Genomic DNA, 19,331 nt, shown 5'->3' with positions numbered 1-19,331 from the left:
CTCGCGCCCCGTCTCAGCGCAGGCTGGCTCCGCGGTCACCGGGGCGTCCCAGTCGATGACGTGGCGCTGCTCGTCGGCGACTGCCTTCTCCGGGTTCATGGCCGTGCGCACGAGCAGCGGCATCAGCAGTGGCATCAGCGTCCGGGCGACCGGCCCGGGCGCCTTGGCGTGGTTGATCCGGGCCGCCCGGGCGGCGGCCTTCTCGACCCGGGCGCGACGCAGCCGCACGTACGCGGCGAACGCCGACTCCATATCGGGCAGGTCACGCAGGCAGCGGGCGAGCTGCACGCCGCTCTCGATGGCCAGCGACGCGCCCTGCCCGCGGTCACCGGCCCGGCGATGCCGCCGCCGATGACGATCGCGGTTCGTACCGTGGTCATGCTCTCTCGCTGGGTGTCGTGGCCCGCGCCGGGCGCGCGGACGTGACCTGGAAGGGAGCCCGGTTATCCTGGTGGTTGCCGCTTCGGGCCGGGCACCTTCCCAGGTGTCGGTTCGGGGTAAGGGCTCCGGCGGGGTGTTGGCGCACCCCGCCAGAGCCGTCCGTCAGTCGGTGGTGTCGGGGCTGCTGGTCCTCTCGGAAAGCTCGGTCAGTTCGGCGGGCATCGCGCCTGTCTCGTGGAAGGCCCGCCAGGTGTCCAGCCCCGGGTAGCTGCCCGAGGTCAGCCCCGCGAGCAGCGCGCGCAGCCAGGTGGCCTCCGCGTCGCGCATAGCGAGGTCGTACTCCGACTCGACCAGGAACAGCCGCGGGACGTCCCGCAGGTGCGCGTCGAGCCTTTCGCGGTCCTGGCGGATCGCGTCCTGCAGGCGGTCGAGCCGCTGCCGCAGCAGGTCGGTGGCCTCGTCGGGATGCAGGGCGGCGAGGACGGACAGGCCGGCCCGGAAGCGGGGATGCTCGGGCATCGGTGTGGAGACCAGCTCGCGGGCCCAGTCGATCAGCTCCGCCCGCCCCGCGTCGGTGATGCGGTAGACGGTGCGTTCCGGGCGTCGGCCCTCACGGACGCTCTCCACGGCCTCGATCATGCGGTGTTTGTCCATGTTGCGGATGACCGTGTAGAAGGACCCCCACTTGAAATCCATGTCCTGGTCCTTGCCCCAGGAGCGCAGTGCGGTGGCGATCTCGTAGGGGTGCATCGGCCGCTGGACCAGGGCGGACAGCACGGCCAGCGCCAGCAGGTTGCCGACCTTGCGCCGCTTTCCCATGACCCACCTCCCGTTACTCGTTCACGAGTATATGCCTACGAGTATCGGTGCGGCGACCCCACACGTCCGGGCCGGGCGCCCGGCCTACGATCACTGGGTGGAGGAAGATATCCGGCGGATCGGGATCATGGGCGGCACCTTCGACCCGATCCACCACGGGCACCTCGTCGCGGCCAGTGAGGTGGCCGACCGGTTCGGCCTGGACGAGGTGGTCTTCGTCCCCACCGGGCAGCCGTGGCAGAAGGCCGACGAACCGGTCAGCCCCGCCGAGGACCGGTACCTGATGACGGTCATCGCGACCGCCTCCAACCCCCGCTTCCAGGTCAGCCGGGTCGACATCGATCGCAGCGGCCCCACCTACACCGTCGACACCCTGCGCGACCTCCAGGCCGAGTACGGCCCCAAGGTGCAGCTGTTCTTCATCACCGGCGCGGACGCGCTGCAACGCATCCTGTCGTGGAAGGACCTGGACGAGATCTTCGAGCTGGCCCACTTCATCGGGGTGACCCGGCCCGGCTTCCCGCTGACCGACAAGCACCTGCCGGCGGACACGGTCAGCCTGATCCAGGTCCCGGCGATGTCCATCTCGTCGACCGACTGCCGCGCCCGCGTCGCCCGGGGTGAGCCGGTCTGGTACCTGGTGCCCGACGGTGTGGTGCAGTACATCGCCAAGCGGCGCCTCTATCAGCAGTGATCGCGCCCGGTATGGGATGGATCGTGCCCCGGACCGACCAGAACTGACAGGTCGAGGCGTCGCCGGGTATGAGACGCTTGGAGCATCGCACGGTTGATCGAAGGAGAATGGTGACAGTTTCCGAACGCGCTCACGAGCTGGCAATCGCAGCCGCCCAGGCCGCCGCCGACAAGAAGGCGCAGGACATCGCGATCATCGACGTCGGCGACCAGCTCGCCATCACCGACGCGTTCGTGCTCGCCGCCGCCCCCAACGAGCGTCAGGTGCTGGCCATCGTCGACGCGATCGAGGAGCGCCTGCTGGAGCTGCCGGAGAAGGCCAAGCCGATCCGGCGCGAGGGCGAGCGTGGTGGCCGCTGGGTGCTGCTCGACTACGTCGACATCGTGGTGCACGTCCAGCACACCGAGGAGCGCGAGTTCTACGCGCTCGACCGGCTCTGGAAGGACTGCCCCACCATCCCGTTCGTCGACCGCGACCTGGTCGAGGCGGACGCCGGCGGGCCCGCCGCAGCCGAATGACCCGACTGATCGTCTGGCGGCACGGCAACACCGACTGGAACGCCGCCAACCGCGTCCAGGGGCAGACCGACGTACCCCTCAACGAGCTGGGCCGCGACCAGGCCCGCGCCGCCGCGCCGCTGCTCGCGGCGCTGCGGCCCGACGCCATCGTGTCCAGCGACCTGGGCCGCGCCGCGGAGACCGCGGCCGCGCTTGTCGCGCTGACCGGGCTACCGGTGCGCACCGACGCCCGGCTGCGCGAACGGCACTTCGGCCAGTGGCAGGGCCTGCACCTCACCGAGGTCGCCGAACGCTTCCCCGAGGAGTACGCCCGCTGGCGGGCCGGCGACCCCGACCCGGGCGCGGACCTGGAGCCCCTGCACGACCTGGGCGAGCGGGTCGGCACCGCGTTGCGGGAGGCGGCCGAGGCGGCGCCGGGCGGCACCGTGGTGATCGCCACCCACGGCGGCGCCAGCCGGCAGGGCATCGGTCACCTCCTCGGTTGGGACACCGGCGTGCTGCGCACCATCGGTTCCCTTGCCAACTGCCACTGGAGCGAGCTGCGGCACGACGACCGCGCGCCCGCTGTCGGCCGTGCGCACGACGTCAGCGGCTGGCAGTTGCGGGCGCACAATGTCGGCCTGGTCACCGCTCCGGTGGTCGTCGACGCGATCTGAACGCTGCCGCCTCGGCGTTCGACGCCCCGATCGGCTAGCGTGCCGGGCATGCCCGTCGCGGTTGTCATCGACTCCACCGCCTACCTTCCACCCGAGCTGGTGCAGGCGCACCGGCTGACAGTCGTCCCGTTGACGGTCGTGCTCAACGGCGCGGAGGGGCTCGAGGGGGTGGAGACCCAACCGGCCGACGCCACACTGGCGTTGAGCGCCAGGCGGGTCACCGCCACGACCTCCCGGCCGGCACCCGAGCAGTTCGCCCGCACGTACCGCCGGCTGCTCGACGAGGGCGCCGACGGCGTCGTCTCGGTGCACATCTCCGCCGCGCTGTCCGGCACGGTCGAGGCCGCGCGGCTCGCCGCCGCCGACTTCGACGGCCGCGTCGAGGTCGTCGACAGTCGCTCCACAGGCATGGGCCTCGGCTTCCCGGCCATCGCGGCAGCCACCGCCGCCGAGGCCGGCGAGGACCTGACCGGGGTACGCGACGCCGCGCTCGCCGCCGTCGCCCGGACCACCGTCTGGTTCTACGTCGACACGCTGGAGTTCCTCCGTCGGGGTGGCCGCATCAACGCGGCCGAGGCGCTGCTCGGCACCGCACTGTCGGTCAAGCCGATCATGCACATGCCGGACGGGGCGATCGTGCTGCGGGAGAAGGTCCGTACCGCCAGTCGGGGCGTGGCCCGGCTCGTCGACCTGGCCGTCGAGGCGGCCGGCGACGACGACGTCGACCTCGGCGTGCACCACCTCGCCGCGCCGCAACGGGCCGAGGCGCTGCTCGCCGCGCTGACCGAGCGGTTCGGTGACCGGCTGCACGACACGTACGTCTCCGAGGCCGGCGCGGTGGTCGCCGCGCACGCCGGTCCGGGGCTGGCCTCGGTGGTCGTCCACCGCCGTCCGGTCGGCTGAGCCGGTGTCGACCTCCTGTGTGGTCACCGGAGGCGGCCGTGGCGTCGGCCGCGCCGTGGTGCGACGACTCGTGGCGACCGGCGCGACGGTCGTCGTCGTGGAACGGGACGCCGACGCCGTCGACTGGCTGGCCGGGCATCCTGCCGCCGACCGGCTCGTCCCGGTGGTCGGCGACGCCTGTGACGAGCGGGTCGCCGAGCACGCCGCCGACCTGGCCGAGCGTGCCGCGCCGCTCACCGGCTGGGTCAACAACGCGGCTGTGTTCCGCGACGCCGCGCTGCACTCCGCGCCGGCCGACACGGTCCTGGACCTGATCGGGCTGAACCTGCGCCCCGCCGTGGTCGGCGCCGCCGTCGCCGTGCGCCGCTTCCTCGCCGCCGGCACCGGCGGCGCGATAGTGAACGTCTCGTCGCACCAGGCCCGCCGGCCCGTGTCCGGCGCCCTGCCGTACGCCACCGCGAAGGCAGCCGTGGAGGGGCTGACCCGGGCGCTGGCCGTCGACTACGGGCGGCACGGCATCCGCGCCAACGCCGTCGCGCTCGGCTCGATCGCCACCGAGCGGCACGCCGAGTTCCTCGCCGCCCAGGAAGCGTCCCAGGCCGAGTGGATCGACGCCGAACTCAACAGGCTGCACCCGGTGGGCCGCATCGGGCGGGCCGAGGAGGTGGCCGAGGCGGTCGCGTACCTGCTGTCACCCGCCGCGAGCTTCGTCAACGGGGCGACCTTGCCGGTGGACGGCGGACGGGCGGTGCTCGGTCTCGACCCGGAGGCCCGCTGATCATCAGGCGACCGTGCCCGTAGCAGATCGAAGCATGATCAGGGCGTTGTCCACAGTGGTGCCGGTTGTCCACAGGAACGGGTCGCCGCGCCCCTCCGGCCGCCCGCCGCCCCTAGCGTCGGGCCGTGTCGCATGACGAGGAGACAGAGGTACGCCAGCGGCTGCGCCGGCTGACGGCCCCACCTGTCGGCGGGCCGTCCCTCCGGGCGGAGGTGCCGACCGCTGGCGTACCCCTGGCTGGCGCGTCGTCTGCCGAGCCGGACGCGGGCGTGGCGTCGGCCGGCCTCGTGGCCGGTCCCGCGTCGCGATTGTCCGGGCCTGGGGCGTTCGATCCGGGCCGGCGCGGTGTGCGGGCGCTGGCGGTCGTCGCCGTGGTGGTGGTGCTGGCCGCGGCCGGGTGGGCCTGGCGTTCGCGGCCGCACGCCGAGCCGGTCGCCCCGCTGACCGGCGCTGTCCCGTCGGCCGCCGAGGTGGATGCCCCTGGCGCGGCCGGGGCGGTCGACCCCGGCGGGCCCGGCGCGGCCGAGGTGGTGGTGGCGGTCGCCGGCAAGGTCCGCAGGCCCGGGCTGGTGCGGTTGCCGGCCGGGTCACGGCTCGCCGACGCGGTCCAGGCGGCCGGTGGCGCCCTGCCCGGCGTCGACGTGGCGCTGCTCAATCCCGCCCGCAAGGTCACCGACGGCGAGTTGATAGTCGTCGGGGTGACGCCACCGCCGATGCCGGCCGGGGCGGCAGGCCCGGCGGCGGGCGGGGCACCATCCGTGGCCGGGCCGCTGAACCTCAACACCGCCACCCTCGCCCAGCTCGACGCGCTGCCCGGGGTCGGTCCGGTGCTCGCCCAGCGCATCCTCACCCACCGCGACCAGCACGGCGGGTTCAAGGCCGTCGGCGACCTGCGTCAGGTCGACGGGATCGGGGACGCCCGCTACGAGCAGTTGAAGGACCTGGTGACGGTGTGAGCGGCGCGCCCGTGACGCCACCTGCCACCGAGGCCGAGTCCGTGCCACCGGACCTGCGGCTGGCCGGGCTGGCGGTGGGTGCGTGGCTCACCGCGCTCACCGGCCTGCACCTCGGCGCCCGCCCACTCGTGGTGGTCACCGGGGCGGCAGCTGCCGTGACGACAGCGGGCGCCCTGCACCTGCTCGGCCGCTGCGGCCGACCCCGGGCCGTCGCCCGCCGGTACGGCTGGATCGTCGTCGCGGTCGGTCTCGGCGTGGTCTGCGCCGGGGCGGCCACCGCGGCCCGGCTCGCCGTGCGGGACGCGCCGCCGATCCGTGCCCTGGCCGAGCAGCGCGCCTCGGTCAGCGCCGAGCTGGTGGTCCGGGACGATCCGCGTCCCATCCGGAGCGCCGGTCGGCCGGGCATGCTGCTGGTGTCGACGGAACTGGTCCGGCTCACCGATCCGGCCGGCCGACGGATCCGTGCGCCGGTGCGGATGCGCGTCCTGGCCACCGACCCGGCCTGGCGAGGGTTGCTCCCCGGGCAGCGACTCACCGCCGACGGGCGCCTCGGCGTTCCGCGCGGCGGTGACCTCACCGGGGCGGTGCTCAGCACCAATGGCCCGCCCACACGCCACGGGGCGCCCTCCTTCGCGCAACGCGCCGCCGGGACGCTCCGCGCCGGCCTGCAACGGGCCTGCGCGCCGCTGCCCGACGACCCGGGCGGTCTGCTGCCCGGGCTGGTCGTGGGTGACACCAGCCGGCTGCCGCCCGCGGTCGAGGAGGACTTCCAGGCCACCGGCATGACGCACCTCAATGCCGTCTCGGGAAGCAACGTGGCGATTGTCGTAGGGGCAGTGCTGCTGCTGGCCCGGTGGACGCGCGCCGGCCCGTGGCTCGCGGTCGGGCTCTGCGGGGTGGCGCTTGTCGGCTTCGTCATCCTGGTCCGCCCGTCGCCGAGTGTCGTGCGAGCGGCCACGATGGGGGCGATCGGGCTCGCCGCGCTGGCCGCCGGTCGTCCCCGGGCCGCGCTGCCCGCGTTGGCCGCCGCGGTCACCGTGCTGGTGCTTGTCGACCCGGAGCTGGCCGGCGATGCCGGGTTCGCGCTGTCCGTGCTGGCCACCGGGGGTCTGCTGCTGCTCGCGCCGCGCTGGCGTGACGGGCTGCGCCGGCGCGGCGTTCCGCCTGGTGTGGCCGAGGCACTCGCCGTGCCGGCGGCCGCGCAACTGGCCTGCGGACCGGTCGTCGCGGGCATCTCCGGCACGGTCAGTCTGGTGGCCGTCCCGGCGAACCTGCTGGCGGTGCCGGCCATCGCGCCGGCGACCATCCTCGGCGTGGTCGCGGCGACGGTGTCGCCGCTGTGGCCGGCCGGCGCCGAGTTCGCCGCGTGGCTGGCGAGCTGGCCGGCCTGGTGGCTGGTCGTCATCGCCCGGCACGGGTCCCGGCTGCCGGGTGGCACCCTGCCCTGGCCGGGCGGGGCGTCGGGAGCCCTGCTGCTTGCCGCACTGACAGTCGCGCTGCTGGTCGCGGTGCGCCGGCCCCTGGTACGGCGACTGGTGGCGGTGATCGGTGTCGCCGGGGTGCTGGGTGCCCTTCCGGTTCGGCTGGTGGCTGCCGGCTGGCCGCCACCGGGGTGGGTGGTGGTGGCCTGCGCGGTGGGGCAGGGCGACGCTCTGGTGCTGTCCGTCGCGCCCGGTCGGGCGGTGGTGGTGGACGCCGGGCCGGAGCCGGCAGCGGTGGACGCCTGCCTGCGCCGACTCGGCGTACGGGAGGTGCCGCTCCTGGTGGTCAGCCACTTCCACGTCGACCACGTGGGTGGGGTGGCCGGGGTGTTCCGGGGACGACGGGTGGGAGCTGTGCTGGCTCCCCAATCGACGGACCCGGAGAGCGGTAGGGAGCTGGTCCGGGCGGCGGCTGCCGGTGGGCGGGCCGCGCTGCTGACCACCGTGGCCGGCACCCGCCATCCGGTCGGCGCTGTCGACCTGCTGGTGCTCGGCCCGCCGTACCCGCTCTCCGGCACCAGATCCGACCCGAACAACAACTCGCTGATGCTGCGCGCCACGGTGGCCGGGGTGCGGATCCTGCTGCCCGGTGACGCGGAGACCGAGGAGCAGCACGCGGTGCTGGCCCGGGTCGGCCCCGGGCAGCTGCGGGCGGATGTGTTGAAGGTCGCCCACCACGGTTCGGCGTACCAGGATCCGGGGTTTCTGGACGCTGTGCGGCCCGCCGTCGCGCTGGTGCCGGTCGGCGCCGGCAACACGTACGGGCATCCGAACGCCGGGCTGCTGGCCCGGCTGGGCAGGGGTGGCGCCCGGGTGCTGCGGACCGACACCGACGGCGACCTGGCGGTGCTCCGCACCGGCTCCGGCCTGGGAGTGGTCCGCCGAGGGGTGCCGGCGGGGCGGCGGCCATGAGCAGGCCAGTGTGCTGTGGAAATTGCAGAGGTGAGCCGGAAAAGGCAGCCGTATTGCTAATTAGATGGTGGATTACGGTGAATGTCTGGATTTGCACTGTGTGCGGGCTGCGCCGACTGGGCGCCGGATGAGCAGGCACGATCCCGCCGTGGGCCGTGCGAATATGGGCGGCGTGACCCCCGCCGACCTCGCCCCCATTCTGCTCGTCCTCGGCGACGAGGAACTGCTCGCCACGCGCGCGGTCACCGAAGCTGTCGCGAAGGTTCGCGCTGTCGACCCCGAAGTGGACGTCCGCGAGTACCAGGCCAGCGCGCTCACCGTCGGCGAGATCGCCGAGATGCTCAGCCCGTCGCTGTTCGGCGGGCGGCGGCTGCTGATCCTGCGTTCCGGCCAGGACGCCCGCAAGGACCTGGTCACCGCCCTGGTGTCGTACGCGAAGAACCCCGACCCGGACGTCCAACTGCTGGTGCTGCACCTGGGCGGCGCCAAGGGCAAGGCGTTCGCCGACGGGCTGCGCGCGGCCGGCGCGACTGTCGTCCCGGCGGCCAAGCTCAAGGGGCACCGCGACCGGGTGGCCTTCGTCCGTGACGAGATCCGCCGGGCCGGCGGCAGGTGCACCGACGACGCCGCCGAGGCGCTCATCGCGGCTGTCGGCAACGACCTGCGCGAGCTGGCCGCAGCCTGCTCCCAACTGGTCGCGGACACCGACGGGCGGATCAGCGCCGAGACGGTCTCCCGCTACTACCGGGGTCGGGTCGAGGTGACCGGCTTCACGGTGGCGGACGCCACAATGGTCGGCGACGTGCCGGCCGCGTTGGAGGCGCTGCGCTGGGCCCTGCACGTCGGCGTCGACCCGGTGCCCATCGCCGACGCCCTCGCCGACGGGGTGCGGACGGTGGCGCGGGTGGCGTCGGCCGGGCGGGGCAACGCGTACCAGCTCGCCAGCAGTCTCGGGATGCCCGCCTGGAAGATCGAGCGCGCGCAGCGGCAGGGGCGCGGCTGGACGCCTGAGGGTCTCGTCCGGGCCATGCAGGTCGCCGCCGAGTGCAACGCGGCGGTCAAGGGCGGCTCCGACGACCGGGCGTACGCCCTGGAGCGTGCCGTCTTCTCGGTAGCGGCGGCCCGGCAGGGCAGCACCCGGTGACGGGGCCGAACCGCACGGCGTGGGCCACCATCCCCGCCGAGGAGGAACGGTACCGGCCGCTGTACGCGCGGCTCCTCGGCCTGCGGTTCGTCAACCCCGGGGGAGTGCTGTGCTTCCTCTTCTTCGAGGGCACCATCGCCCTGGCGGTGCTGCTCGCCCTCGCCGAGCTGGTCACCTGGTGGTCGGTGCTGGTGCTGCCCGCCGTGGTGGCGGTCATGGTCAAACTCAACGACATGGTGGCCGCGGTGGTGGTCCGGTCCGCCGCGCTCGTGCCCGAGCAGGAGCGTGACCGTTTCCGCCGGCAGATGGAGCCGGCGGTCGGGCGAGCCCAGGTGGAGTGGATCTCACACAGTGTGACGGGCGTGGTCGTCACCGCCGACCCGGTGCCACCGGCCCGCCGTCCCGACCCGGCGGACTGAGCACTCGGCCTCCCGGTCGGAGCCCGGCCACAGACACACGGAAGCCCCGGACCGAGGGTCCGGGGCTTTCCGAATCAGTCTGACGGCGAAGTCGTCAGGCGGAGAGCGCCACCACGCGCTTCGCGATCGCGGACTTGCGGTTCGCGGCCTGGTTGGCGTGGATCACGCCCTTGCTGACGGCCTTGTCCAGCTTGCGAGAGGCGTCCTGCATGAGCGCGGTGGCCTTCTCGACGTCACCGGCCTCGGCAGCCTCGTTGAACTTCCGGACGGCGGTCTTCAGCGACGACTTGACCGACTTGTTGCGCAGCCGGGCCTTCTCGTTCTGCCGGTTGCGCTTGATCTGGGACTTGATGTTCGCCACGCGACAGCCTCGTCTTGATAGCTCGGGTTGGTCAGCTTCTGCGCGAGATGACGAACATGCGTCATCGCTGCGCGAAGAGCCAGGTTACCAGGTCGCCCGGGACGAGCCAAAACGGCTCGGCCATCGCGCGGACGGACCCGGCCCGTCGGGACCAGACTACGCCCCGGCCGGTGCGCACGCCGTCACCGCCATCCCTGCCGGCGGGCCAGCCAGTCGAGGGCCTGCTCGCCGCTCCAGCGCTGGTGCGCGGGCAGGTGCGGGGAGGCCGTCGGCGGTGCCGCCGTCGCGCCGGTGAGGTAGTAGCCGGCCAACGCGGCAAGCGTGGCGTCCACCGCGTCGGCGGGTGCGCCCGCGCACGCCTGGTGCCCGGCGAGGAGCGCGTCCGCGTCCAGCCCGCCGGCGTACGCGGTGAGCAGCAGCCCTGCCACATCCCACCAGGGCGGCCCGTGGCAGACCCAGGTCCAGTCACAGAACCAGGCCCGGCCGTCCGCGTCGACAAGCACGTTGTCGACCCGCAGGTCGCCGTGGATCAGCCCGGTCGCCTCGGCGGCGTACCCGGGGAGGCGGGCCTCCAGTGCCACCAGCTCGGGCAATCGCCCCCGTACCGGCTCGGGCAGCGGCGGCGACGGCTCCCGGCCGGCGGCTACCTCCTCCCACCAGAGGATGTCCGAGCGCGCCAGGTCGGCCAGGTGCGGCAGGCCCAGCGCGGTCAGGTCGCCCGGCGGCTCGGCCAGGGCGGCGGCTACCTGCGTGTAGGCGGTGAGCGCCGCGTCCAGCTCGGCGGGCGCCCAGGGCAGCCGTGGGGTGTGACCGTCGACGGCGTCGGTGCAGAGCACGAACCAGCCGGCCTCGTGGAGGGTCCACCGGGGGCGGGGCGCCGGCAGGTCGGCCGGCAGCCGATCCAGGATCGCGGCCTCCCGGGCGTACGAGTCGACGAGGCGCGGTTGCTCGGCGACGGGTGCCGCCTTGACGAAGGCCCGGCCACCGTCGGCGGTGTCGAGCACGGCGGCGAAGCCGCGGGTGAAGCCCGCGCCCGCGACCCGGGCGGTGATCACCGGCGCGCCCAGCCGGTCCGCGATCGCGGCCCGGAGCGCCTCCGGCAACGACTGCCACGACGGTCGCTGCGCGCTGGCGTGGTACGGCACCGGAGGCAGCGGGGTGGGGGACACCCCACCATGCTGCCCCGGGGTACGTGCGCGGCGCGCGGCGACACTGCCAGACTGCCAAGCCATGAGGACCGAGGACTTCTGGCAGCTGATCGACCAGGCCCGGGCCGGGGGCGGGGGAGAGCCCGGCCCGGTGGCCGCGCGGGCCGTCGCGTTGCTCGCCGAGCGCGACCCGGAGGACATCGTCGGGTACGCCCGGCACCAGACGCGGGTGCTGGCCGCGTCGCACAAGGCGGATCTGTGGGGTGCCGCGTACCTGATCAACGGAGGCGCCTCGGCGGACGGGTTCGAGTACTTCCGGGGCTGGCTGATGACCCAGGGGCGGGCCGTCTTCGCCCGCGCGGTAGCCGACCCGGACTCGCTCGCCGAGCTGCCCCAGGTGCGGGCCGCCTCGCTCAGCGGGGAGGAGTTCTCCGCCGAGCAGATGCTGGCGGTGCCCTGGGACGCGTACCGCAAGGCCACCGCGACGGAGCTGCCGGCGGACCGCGACCCGGTGCGGACCCCCGACCTCAACGACTTCTGGGACTTCGACGACGAGGAGGAGGCCCGCCGACGACTGCCCCGGCTGGCCGCGCTCTTCGTGGAGCCGCCGCCGGAGTGAGGGTTCCCCGGCCGATCCGTCGCCCGCGCAGCGGGCGTACCCCGGCGGCGTGGGAACATGGAGGGGGTCGGCGGCGCGCCGGCCTGTTCACGTCAGCCGACCAGAACGGACCGCTGTGCCACCGAAGCTCGATCCCGGCGCGAACGCCCCTGGTGCCACCGACCCCGGTCGCATCCGGAACTTCGGCATCATCGCCCACATCGACCACGGGAAGTCGACCCTGGCCGACCGGATGTTGCAGCTCACCGGTGTGGTCGACCCACGGCAGATGCGCGCGCAGTACCTGGACCGGATGGACATCGAGCGCGAGCGCGGCATCACCATCAAGAGCCAGGCCGTCCGCATGCCGTGGACGATCGCCGAGGGTGAGCGGGCCGGTGAACACGCCGTCCTCAACATGATCGACACCCCGGGGCACGTGGACTTCACCTACGAGGTGTCCCGGTCGCTGGCCGCCTGCGAGGGTGCCGTGCTGCTCGTCGACGCCGCGCAGGGCATCGAGGCGCAGACCCTGGCCAACCTCTACCTGGCCCTCGAGAACGACCTGCGCATCATCCCGGTGCTCAACAAGATCGACCTGCCGGCCGCGCAGCCGGAGAAGTACGCCGAGGAGCTGGCCCACCTGATCGGCGGTGACCCGGCCGACTGCATCCGGGTCTCCGGCAAGACCGGTGAGGGAGTGCCGCACCTGCTCGACGAGATCGTCAGGCAGTTCATTCCGCCGGTCGGCGACGCCGAGGCACCCGCCCGGGCGATGATCTTCGACTCGGTGTACGACGTGTACCGCGGCGTCGTCACGTACGTCCGGGTCATCGACGGGCGGATCAGCGCCCGCGAGCGGATCAAGATGATGTCCACGGGCGCGGTGCACGAGCTGCTGGAGATCGGTGTCATCTCACCCGAGATGGTCAAGGCCGACGCGCTCGGCGTCGGCGAGGTCGGCTACCTGATCACCGGTGTGAAGGACGTCCGCCAGTCCCGGGTCGGTGACACGGTCACCATCAACAGCCGGCCTGCTGCCGAGGCGCTGGGCGGCTACAAGGACCCGAAGCCGATGGTCTACTCCGGCCTCTACCCGATCGACGGGTCCGACTACCCCAACCTGCGTGAGGCACTGGACAAGCTCAAGCTCAACGACGCCGCCCTGGACTACGAGCCGGAGACCTCAGGCGCGCTCGGGTTCGGCTTCCGCTGCGGCTTCCTCGGCCTGCTCCACCTGGAGATCATCCGGGAGCGCCTCGAGCGCGAGTACAACCTCGACCTCATCTCCACCGCGCCCAACGTGGTCTACCGGGCCATCCAGGACGACGGCGCCGAGATCGTCGTCACCAACCCCAGCGAGTACCCCACCGGCAAGATCGCTGAGGTGTACGAGCCGGTGGTCCGTGCCACCGTCCTGACGCCGAACGACTACGTGGGCGCCGTGATGGAGCTGTGCCAGGGCCGGCGCGGCACCCTGCTCGGCATGGACTACCTCTCCGCCGACCGGGTGGAGCTGCGCTACACGCTGCCGCTCGCGGAGATCATCTACGACTTCTTCGACCAGTTGAAGAGCCGTACCAAGGGCTACGCCTCGCTCGACTACGAGCCCTCCGGCGAGCAGGCGTCCGACCTGGTGAAGGTCGACATCCTGCTGCACGGCGAGCCGGTGGACGCGTTCAGCGCCATCGTGCACAAGGACAAGGCGTACAACTACGGCGTCACCATCGCCGCGAAGCTGCGCACCCTGATCCCGCGCCAGCAGTTCGAGGTGCCGATCCAGGCGGCCATCGGCAGCCGGGTCATCGCCCGCGAGACGATCCGGGCGATCCGCAAGGACGTGCTCGCCAAGTGCTACGGCGGTGACATCAGCCGTAAGCGCAAGCTGCTGGAGAAGCAGAAGGAGGGCAAGAAGCGGATGAAGATGGTCGGCCGGGTCGAGGTGCCGCAGGAGGCCTTCATCGCCGCCCTCTCCTCCGACTCCGGCGACGGCAAGGCCGCCGGAAAGAAGTAGTCCCGGCGCTGGTGGGCCTCACCGGGTCATCAGGATCCGCGCACCTTCGGGGGTGCTGGTGCCCGCGACCACGTCGAGGCACCTGCTTCCCTGTCGTCGCGCGGATGCTGTCGTGTCGCCTGCCGGCGTGGCGGACCGCCCCCAGGCGGGTGCCCGCGCCCCCTCGTCGTGGTCGCCGGCGTGGTGTGGACGTCCGGTGGGGTGCTGGCGTCCGGTGGTGTGGAGAGATTTTTCGGCAGCCGCCGAGGGAGTGGCGGTCCCGGCGAGAAGGCCTCCCACCTGTGCGGATGCGTGTGTCGCCAATCGACGCAGTCCTCGGGCATTGACGGCGGGCGCTGTCTTTTGCCATGAGTCGGTTTGGATTTTTGACCCGTCGGGCACTTAGCGGTCACGACAGGAAACACACACAACACCGTGTGGCAGACATTCTTCGAAGGAGGGCGACCGTGGAGCTCACCGTGTGGGGCATCATCACTGCGCTCGTTGTTGGTCTCATCGTCGGCGCGCTCGGCCGCCTGGTCGTCCCGGGCCGGCAGAACATGCCCATGTGGCTGCACATGCTGATCGGTGTCGGTGCGGCCCTGCTGGGCACCGTGCTGGCGCGGGCGATCGGCATCGCCACCGAGACCAACGGCATCGACTGGGGCGAGCTGCTGGTGCAGGTCGTCGTGGCGGCCATCGCGGTCGCGCTGGTGGCTGGCGTGGGTCGCCGCCGCAGCGTCACCCACTGACACCCGCATCACAGGTAACACCGCGACATCTCGATGGGCGCCCGACCGACAGGTCGGGCGCCCATCGGCGTTCCTGCGGCGCCAACCCCCTGGAGCCACGCCAGAGAGCCGTACGGGAGGGCGGCCGACGGGGGCGCGACCCGGCTGACGATCGTGCTGGAACCCTGAAGTAGTGGCCTCGGTGGATGGACGAGGCCACTACTTCCGTGTTCGAGCGCGATCTTGGGCGGTGACCAGAACGGCGCGTCCAGGCGTCCGCACGGCGAGCGCGGAACCTGCGCAGGTAGACCAAGTCGTGATCGTCTGGTGGAGAAAGTCGGTTTGGTTTTTCGGCCGGTCGGGCACTTAGCGGTCACGACAGGAAGCACACAACTTCGTGTGTCAGACATTCTTTGGAGGAGGGCGACCGTGGAGCTCACCGTGTGGGGCATCATCACTGCGCTCGTTGTTGGTCTCATCGTCGGCGCGCTCGGCCGCCTGGTCGTCCCGGGCCGGCAGAACATGCCGATCTGGCTGCACCTGCTGATCGGTGTGGGCGCGGCCCTGCTGGGCACCGTGCTGGCGCGGGCGATCGGCATCGCCACCGAGACCAACGGCATCGACTGGGGCGAGCTGCTGGTGCAGGTCGTCGTGGCGGCCATCGCGGTCGCGCTGGTGGCTGGCGTGGGTCGCCGCCGCAGCGTCACCCGATAACAACCCGGTATCACCTGGTTGCACAGCACCGCTTGGAAAGAGCGCCCGGCCATCGGCCGGGCGCTCTTTCGTGCTGGAGTGCCCGACTTCGGCCCGGTGCCACGCCGTCCCGGCTCCGGCGGCTGCGGTACGGTCGCGGCACCTCCCACTGTCGTAAAGGAATTCTTCGTACTAAGGTGCGGCGGAGAAGGTTAGTTCCAGGCGGCGCGAGGGGAGAACTGGCGTGAACAGGTGGAAGCGGCTGGCCCCGGTCACCGCCATGGTGGCCTCGGCCGCGATGGTGCTGACCGGCTGCGGAGGCTCCGGTGACGAGGCGTCCGACGACAGCAAACTCACGGTCTGGATGATGGGCGAGGGCGGCGACGCCCAGAACAAGTTCCTCGACTCCGTCGAGACGGAGTTCCGCCAGAAGCACCCCGACACCGACGTGGTCGTGCAGTACATTCCCTGGCTCGAGGCGCCCAAGAAGTTCCAGGCCGCGCTCGCCGGTGGCGAGGGGCCGGACATCACCGAGCTGGGCAACACCGAGACCCAGGGCTGGGCGGCCCAGGAGGCGCTCGCCGACGTGAGCGGCCGGATGGGCGGCTGGGCCGAGAGCAAGGACCTGCTGCCCGACCTCGTGAAGAACGCGCAGCTCGACGGCAAGCAGTACGGCGTGCCCTGGTACGCGGGCGTGCGGGCGATCTACTACCGCACCGACTGGTTCGCCGAGGCCGGCGTGCAGCCGCCGAAGACCTGGGACGACCTGGTCACCGTCGCGAAGACGGTGCAGGCGAAGAAGCCTGGCACGTACGGCATCGCGCTTCCGGGCAACTCCGAGCTGCCGTTCTACTCCTTCCTCTGGGGTGCCGGCGGGGAGATCGCCACCGATCAGGGCGGCACCTGGAAGTCCGGTTACACGACTCCTGAGGCGCAGCGGGCCGTCAAGTACTGGACCGACCTGGTGACCGTGCACAAGGTGGCGCCGCCGGCCGCCGCCGGTTGGAACGAGATCGACGCCCGCACCCAGTTCGCCACAGGCAAGGCAGCGATGGCGTTCGCCGGCAGCTGGCAGCAGGGCGCCATGAAGAAGGACAACCCCGAGATCGAGAAGGTCTGGGGTACGTTCCCGATCCCCGGCCCGGACGGCAAGGCCGCGCCCGGTTTCGCGGGTGGTTCGGACGTGGCGATCTGGAAGGACAGCGAGCGTCAGGACCTCGCCTGGGACTACCTGACCGTGCTGCTGAACAAGAAGAACTCGCAGGCCTTCGCCAGCAGCCTCGGCTTCTTCCCGGTCTACCAGGATCTGGTCGCCGGTGACACGTACGCCAACGACAAGGTGATGTCGGCGTTCGCCACGACCATGCAGAACACCAAGCTCACGCCGCTCAGCCCGAAGTGGGTGGAGGTCAGCCGGACCAAGACGGTGACCCAGGCGATGAACAGCTCGGTCATGAAGGGTCAGAAGACGGTCGAGAAGGCTACCGCCGATGCGGCCGGTGAGATGGAAAGCATCCTCAACGCCAAGTGACCACGCTGACCGAGGTGCCGGAGACGGCCGCCGCGCGGGAGAACCCCGCGCGGCGGCGTCGCCGGGTGGACCGCCTGCCCTACCTGCTGCTCCTGCCCGCCCTGGTGATCATCGGGGTGTTGCTGCTCTGGCCGCTCGGTCAGGTCGTGGCGATGTCCTTCTACCGCCTCAACAGCGTCCGGCAGTTGCGCGGCGACCGGGAGTGGCCGTGGGTGGGGCTCGGCAACTACACGGACATCCTGTCCGATCCGTTCTTCCTGACGGTGCTGCGCAACACGGTCCTGTTCGCCGCTGCGAACGTGCTGCTCACCATGGTCCTCGGCACCCTTGTCGGGCTGCTGCTCAACCGGCTGGGCCGCAAGATGGCCACCTTCGTGGCCAGTTGCGTGATGCTCGCCTGGGCCACCCCGGCGCTGACCGGCACGATCGTCTGGAAGTGGATTTTCGACGACACGAGCGGTCTGGTCACCTGGCTGTTCAACGCGCTGCCGGACGGCCTGTCCACCTCGCTCTTCGGCCGTAGCGACTGGACCGGCTACGGCTGGTTCAACTCGCCGTTGCTGTTCTTCGCGATCCTCACCCTGGTGGTGGTCTGGCACTCGTTCCCGTTCATCGCGGTGAGCGTGCTCGCCGGCCTCAAGAGCGTGCCGAGCGAGTTGCACGAGGCGGCCCGGGTGGACGGCGCGAGCCCGTGGCGCGTCTTTTGGAAGATCACCTTCCCGCTGCTGCGCCCGGTCTTCGGGATCCTGATCGTGCTCTCCACCATCTGGGACTTCAAGGTCTTCACCCAGCAGTTCGTGCTGGCCGGCGGCACACAGGACCGGCCGACGTTCATGCTCTCCATCTACTCGTACGCCGAAGCCTTCTCGCCGCCGCCGAAGTACGGGCTCGGCGCGGCCATCGCGGTGATCCTCACGCTGATCCTGCTGGTGGTCACCGGCTTCTACGTACGGATGGTGCTCAGGCAGGAGGACGAGTCGTGAAGAAGATCGCCCTCAACGGCGCCGGGCTGCTGGTCGCGCTCTTCGCGGCGTTCCCGGTCTACTGGATGATCTCCACCTCGCTGAAGCCGAGCAGGGAGATCTTCTCGTCCACTCCGCAGCCGGTCCCGGCGCACCCGACGCTTGAGCACTACCGGGAGATCCTGACCGGCAACCTGATCCCGGGCGTGAGTTTCCTCGACTTCTTCGTCAACAGCGCGATAGTCGCGGTCTCGACTGTGGTGCTCAGCGGCCTGGTGGCGCTGCTCGCCGCGACCGCTGTGGCCCGGTTCCGCTTCAAGTTGCGGACCAGTTTCCTGATCATGCTGCTGGTGGTGCAGATGATCCCGTTGGAGGCGCTCGTCATCCCGCTCTTCCTGATGATCCAGCGACTCGGGCTCTACAACACGCTGCCCAGCCTGATCCTCACGTACCTCGGATTCTCGCTGCCGTTCGCGGTGTGGATGCTTCGTGGCTTCGTCGCCGCGGTGCCCAAGGAACTGGAGGAGGCGGCGGCGATCGACGGAGCGAGCCGGGCCCAGACGTTCCGGCGGGTGCTGTTCCCCCTCGTCGCGCCGGGCCTGGTGGCGACAAGCATCTTCTCCTTCATCACGGCCTGGAACGAACTGATCTTCGCGTTGACGTTCATCAACGACCAGGGCCGCTACACGCTGCCGGTGGCGATGACCTTCTTCTTCGGCCGCGACGACACCAACTGGGGGCCGGTGATGGCCGCCTCCACCCTGTTCACCCTGCCGGTCATCATCTTCTTCCTGCTGGTGCAGCGACGGATGGTCTCCGGTCTGGTCGCGGGCGCCGTCAAGGGCTGACGGTGCGCGGGAAGCCCGTCGGTCAGGCGGGCGGCTCCGCCAGCCGCTCCATCCGGTTCCAACCGGACCAGCCGCGCTCGCGCATCAGCTCCCGCAGCCGCTCCACCCGCGGGTCGGACTCGACGGCGAGCGCGTCGAGCAGGTCGTGGGGGAGATCATCGTCGGCCTCCTCACCGACAATGACCTCACCTGCGGCGTACGCCTGCTCTGCCAGGCACGCCATGATGTCGGCGGCCTCCGCCAGCCGCGGGTCGTCCTCCACGTCGTCGTCGAAGATCTCCGACAGCACCCGGTAGAGCCGGGCGACCTTCGGATCGTCGAGTTCGGCGACCTTCCCGGGCATCCATTCGACGATGCGCTCGGGCCAGCGCGCGGCAACCAGGATCCAGCCGTCCCGTTCGGCCTCCACGATCCGCTCCGACGCCCCCATGCTCCGGAGCCGATCGAGATAGGAGGCCACCTCCGGTGGGAGCGCCAGACTGTCCCCTGCGGTGAGCTGAGCGATGTGTCGGCGGCTGGTCTCCAGCCGTTCGATCTCGGCGCGCAGGTGGTTGTCGATGGTCCGAATGGCTTCGGCGAAGGCTGACGCGTCGGCTTCGAGCAGCCGACTGATCTGCGACAGCGGTACGCCGGCGTCGGCGAGGGTGCGGATCTTGATGAGGGACACGGCAGCCGTCGCGCCGTACCGTCGGTAACCCGAGGCATCCCGTTCCGGCTCGGGCAGGAGCCCGATCTGGTGATAGTGCCGCACCGCCCGCACGGTGACGCCGGCGTACGCCGCCAGTTGACCGATCGTCAGCATGCT

21 protein-coding genes are annotated in these 19,331 nt (G+C 71.6%); 17 read left to right on the top strand and 4 right to left on the bottom strand.

The genetic code is table 11. The annotated features are described in order from the left end of the window. The first annotated feature begins 60 nt into the window (after positions 1–60). Positions 61–426, top strand: a complete 366-nt coding sequence (locus ACFY1S_RS28500) for a hypothetical protein (protein WP_387123891.1) — start codon at positions 61–63, stop codon at positions 424–426. A gap of 117 nt (positions 427–543) precedes the next feature. Here the strand turns inward: ACFY1S_RS28500 and ACFY1S_RS28495 are convergent, their stop codons facing one another. Further along, on the bottom strand, positions 544–1,200 hold the full coding sequence (locus ACFY1S_RS28495) for a PadR family transcriptional regulator (protein WP_387123889.1): 657 nt from the start codon (positions 1,198–1,200) through the stop codon (positions 544–546). Between the two features lie 97 nt (positions 1,201–1,297). Here ACFY1S_RS28495 and nadD point away from each other — a divergent pair, with 97 nt between their 5' ends. The 9 genes from nadD (at position 1,298) to ACFY1S_RS28450 (ending at position 9,661) form a co-directional block, all read left to right on the top strand. Further along, positions 1,298–1,894 (top strand): nicotinate-nucleotide adenylyltransferase, encoded by a 597-nt coding sequence (nadD, locus tag ACFY1S_RS28490; protein WP_364362256.1) that lies wholly within the window; start codon positions 1,298–1,300, stop codon positions 1,892–1,894. Between the two features lie 110 nt (positions 1,895–2,004). Beyond that, on the top strand, positions 2,005–2,412 hold the full coding sequence (gene rsfS / locus ACFY1S_RS28485; protein WP_354828445.1) for a ribosome silencing factor: 408 nt from the start codon (positions 2,005–2,007) through the stop codon (positions 2,410–2,412). Beyond that, positions 2,409–3,068, top strand: a complete 660-nt coding sequence (locus ACFY1S_RS28480; RefSeq protein ID WP_387123886.1) for a histidine phosphatase family protein — start codon at positions 2,409–2,411, stop codon at positions 3,066–3,068. The genes rsfS and ACFY1S_RS28480 overlap by 4 nt, the downstream gene beginning before the upstream one ends. 48 nt (positions 3,069–3,116) lie before the next feature. Further along, positions 3,117–3,971: a DegV family protein gene (locus ACFY1S_RS28475; protein ID WP_387123884.1), complete on the top strand. Its 855-nt coding sequence runs from the start codon at positions 3,117–3,119 to the stop codon at positions 3,969–3,971. Positions 3,972–3,975: 4 nt separating this feature from the next. After that, complete coding sequence (locus tag ACFY1S_RS28470) at positions 3,976–4,749, top strand: SDR family NAD(P)-dependent oxidoreductase (RefSeq protein WP_387123882.1); 774 nt, start codon at positions 3,976–3,978, stop codon at positions 4,747–4,749. Between the two features lie 125 nt (positions 4,750–4,874). Next, positions 4,875–5,705: a helix-hairpin-helix domain-containing protein gene (locus tag ACFY1S_RS28465; RefSeq protein WP_387123880.1), complete on the top strand. Its 831-nt coding sequence runs from the start codon at positions 4,875–4,877 to the stop codon at positions 5,703–5,705. Then, positions 5,702–8,098, top strand: coding sequence for a ComEC/Rec2 family competence protein (locus ACFY1S_RS28460; RefSeq protein ID WP_387123878.1), 2,397 nt, complete (start codon positions 5,702–5,704; stop codon positions 8,096–8,098). The genes ACFY1S_RS28465 and ACFY1S_RS28460 overlap by 4 nt, the downstream gene beginning before the upstream one ends. A gap of 163 nt (positions 8,099–8,261) precedes the next feature. Beyond that, the gene (gene holA, locus ACFY1S_RS28455; RefSeq protein WP_387123959.1) at positions 8,262–9,242 is read left to right on the top strand and encodes a DNA polymerase III subunit delta; all 981 of its coding nucleotides are present in this window, start codon (positions 8,262–8,264) and stop codon (positions 9,240–9,242) included. Beyond that, a complete protein-coding gene (locus ACFY1S_RS28450; RefSeq protein ID WP_364362262.1) occupies positions 9,239–9,661 on the top strand; it encodes a hypothetical protein in 423 nt (140 codons plus the stop codon). The genes holA and ACFY1S_RS28450 overlap by 4 nt, the downstream gene beginning before the upstream one ends. A gap of 94 nt (positions 9,662–9,755) precedes the next feature. Here the strand turns inward: ACFY1S_RS28450 and rpsT are convergent, their stop codons facing one another. Together rpsT and ACFY1S_RS28440 are read right to left on the bottom strand one after the other, a co-directional pair. Continuing rightward, positions 9,756–10,022 carry a 30S ribosomal protein S20 gene (gene rpsT, locus ACFY1S_RS28445; RefSeq protein WP_357989588.1) on the bottom strand — a complete coding sequence of 89 codons (267 nt, stop codon included), beginning with the start codon at positions 10,020–10,022 and terminating at the stop codon, positions 9,756–9,758. Between the two features lie 182 nt (positions 10,023–10,204). Then, positions 10,205–11,191, bottom strand: a complete 987-nt coding sequence (locus ACFY1S_RS28440; protein WP_387123876.1) for a phosphotransferase family protein — start codon at positions 11,189–11,191, stop codon at positions 10,205–10,207. A 61-nt stretch (positions 11,192–11,252) separates the two neighbouring features. On the opposite strand from ACFY1S_RS28440, the gene ACFY1S_RS28435 reads away from it, so the two are divergent. From ACFY1S_RS28435 to ACFY1S_RS28405, 7 genes are all read left to right on the top strand, one after another. Then, entirely contained in the window at positions 11,253–11,789 is a 537-nt protein-coding gene (locus ACFY1S_RS28435; protein ID WP_387123874.1) for a DUF4240 domain-containing protein, read from the top strand. A 115-nt stretch (positions 11,790–11,904) separates the two neighbouring features. After that, positions 11,905–13,782: a translation elongation factor 4 gene (gene lepA / locus ACFY1S_RS28430; RefSeq protein ID WP_364362265.1), complete on the top strand. Its 1,878-nt coding sequence runs from the start codon at positions 11,905–11,907 to the stop codon at positions 13,780–13,782. Positions 13,783–14,228: 446 nt separating this feature from the next. Next, positions 14,229–14,513 carry a GlsB/YeaQ/YmgE family stress response membrane protein gene (locus ACFY1S_RS28425; RefSeq protein WP_151488701.1) on the top strand — a complete coding sequence of 95 codons (285 nt, stop codon included), beginning with the start codon at positions 14,229–14,231 and terminating at the stop codon, positions 14,511–14,513. Positions 14,514–14,921: 408 nt separating this feature from the next. After that, positions 14,922–15,206 (top strand): GlsB/YeaQ/YmgE family stress response membrane protein, encoded by a 285-nt coding sequence (locus ACFY1S_RS28420; protein WP_387123872.1) that lies wholly within the window; start codon positions 14,922–14,924, stop codon positions 15,204–15,206. A gap of 223 nt (positions 15,207–15,429) precedes the next feature. After that, on the top strand, positions 15,430–16,716 hold the full coding sequence (locus ACFY1S_RS28415; protein WP_364362267.1) for a sugar ABC transporter substrate-binding protein: 1,287 nt from the start codon (positions 15,430–15,432) through the stop codon (positions 16,714–16,716). Further along, positions 16,713–17,699 (top strand): sugar ABC transporter permease, encoded by a 987-nt coding sequence (locus ACFY1S_RS28410; protein ID WP_364362268.1) that lies wholly within the window; start codon positions 16,713–16,715, stop codon positions 17,697–17,699. The genes ACFY1S_RS28415 and ACFY1S_RS28410 overlap by 4 nt, the downstream gene beginning before the upstream one ends. Beyond that, the gene (locus ACFY1S_RS28405) at positions 17,696–18,526 is read left to right on the top strand and encodes a carbohydrate ABC transporter permease (RefSeq protein ID WP_357993125.1); all 831 of its coding nucleotides are present in this window, start codon (positions 17,696–17,698) and stop codon (positions 18,524–18,526) included. Before ACFY1S_RS28410 ends, ACFY1S_RS28405 begins: the two co-directional genes overlap by 4 nt. Before the next feature lie 22 nt (positions 18,527–18,548). On the opposite strand, the gene ACFY1S_RS28400 is transcribed toward ACFY1S_RS28405, so the two are convergent. Continuing rightward, positions 18,549–19,328 carry a MerR family transcriptional regulator gene (locus ACFY1S_RS28400; RefSeq protein WP_387123868.1) on the bottom strand — a complete coding sequence of 260 codons (780 nt, stop codon included), beginning with the start codon at positions 19,326–19,328 and terminating at the stop codon, positions 18,549–18,551. Between the last annotated feature and the right edge of the window lie 3 nt (positions 19,329–19,331).

The organism is Micromonospora sp. NPDC000663 (genome assembly GCF_042898105.1).
Classification (GTDB): Bacteria; Actinomycetota; Actinomycetes; order Mycobacteriales; family Micromonosporaceae; genus Micromonospora.
This window is presented reverse-complemented; position numbering and strand designations above follow the sequence as displayed.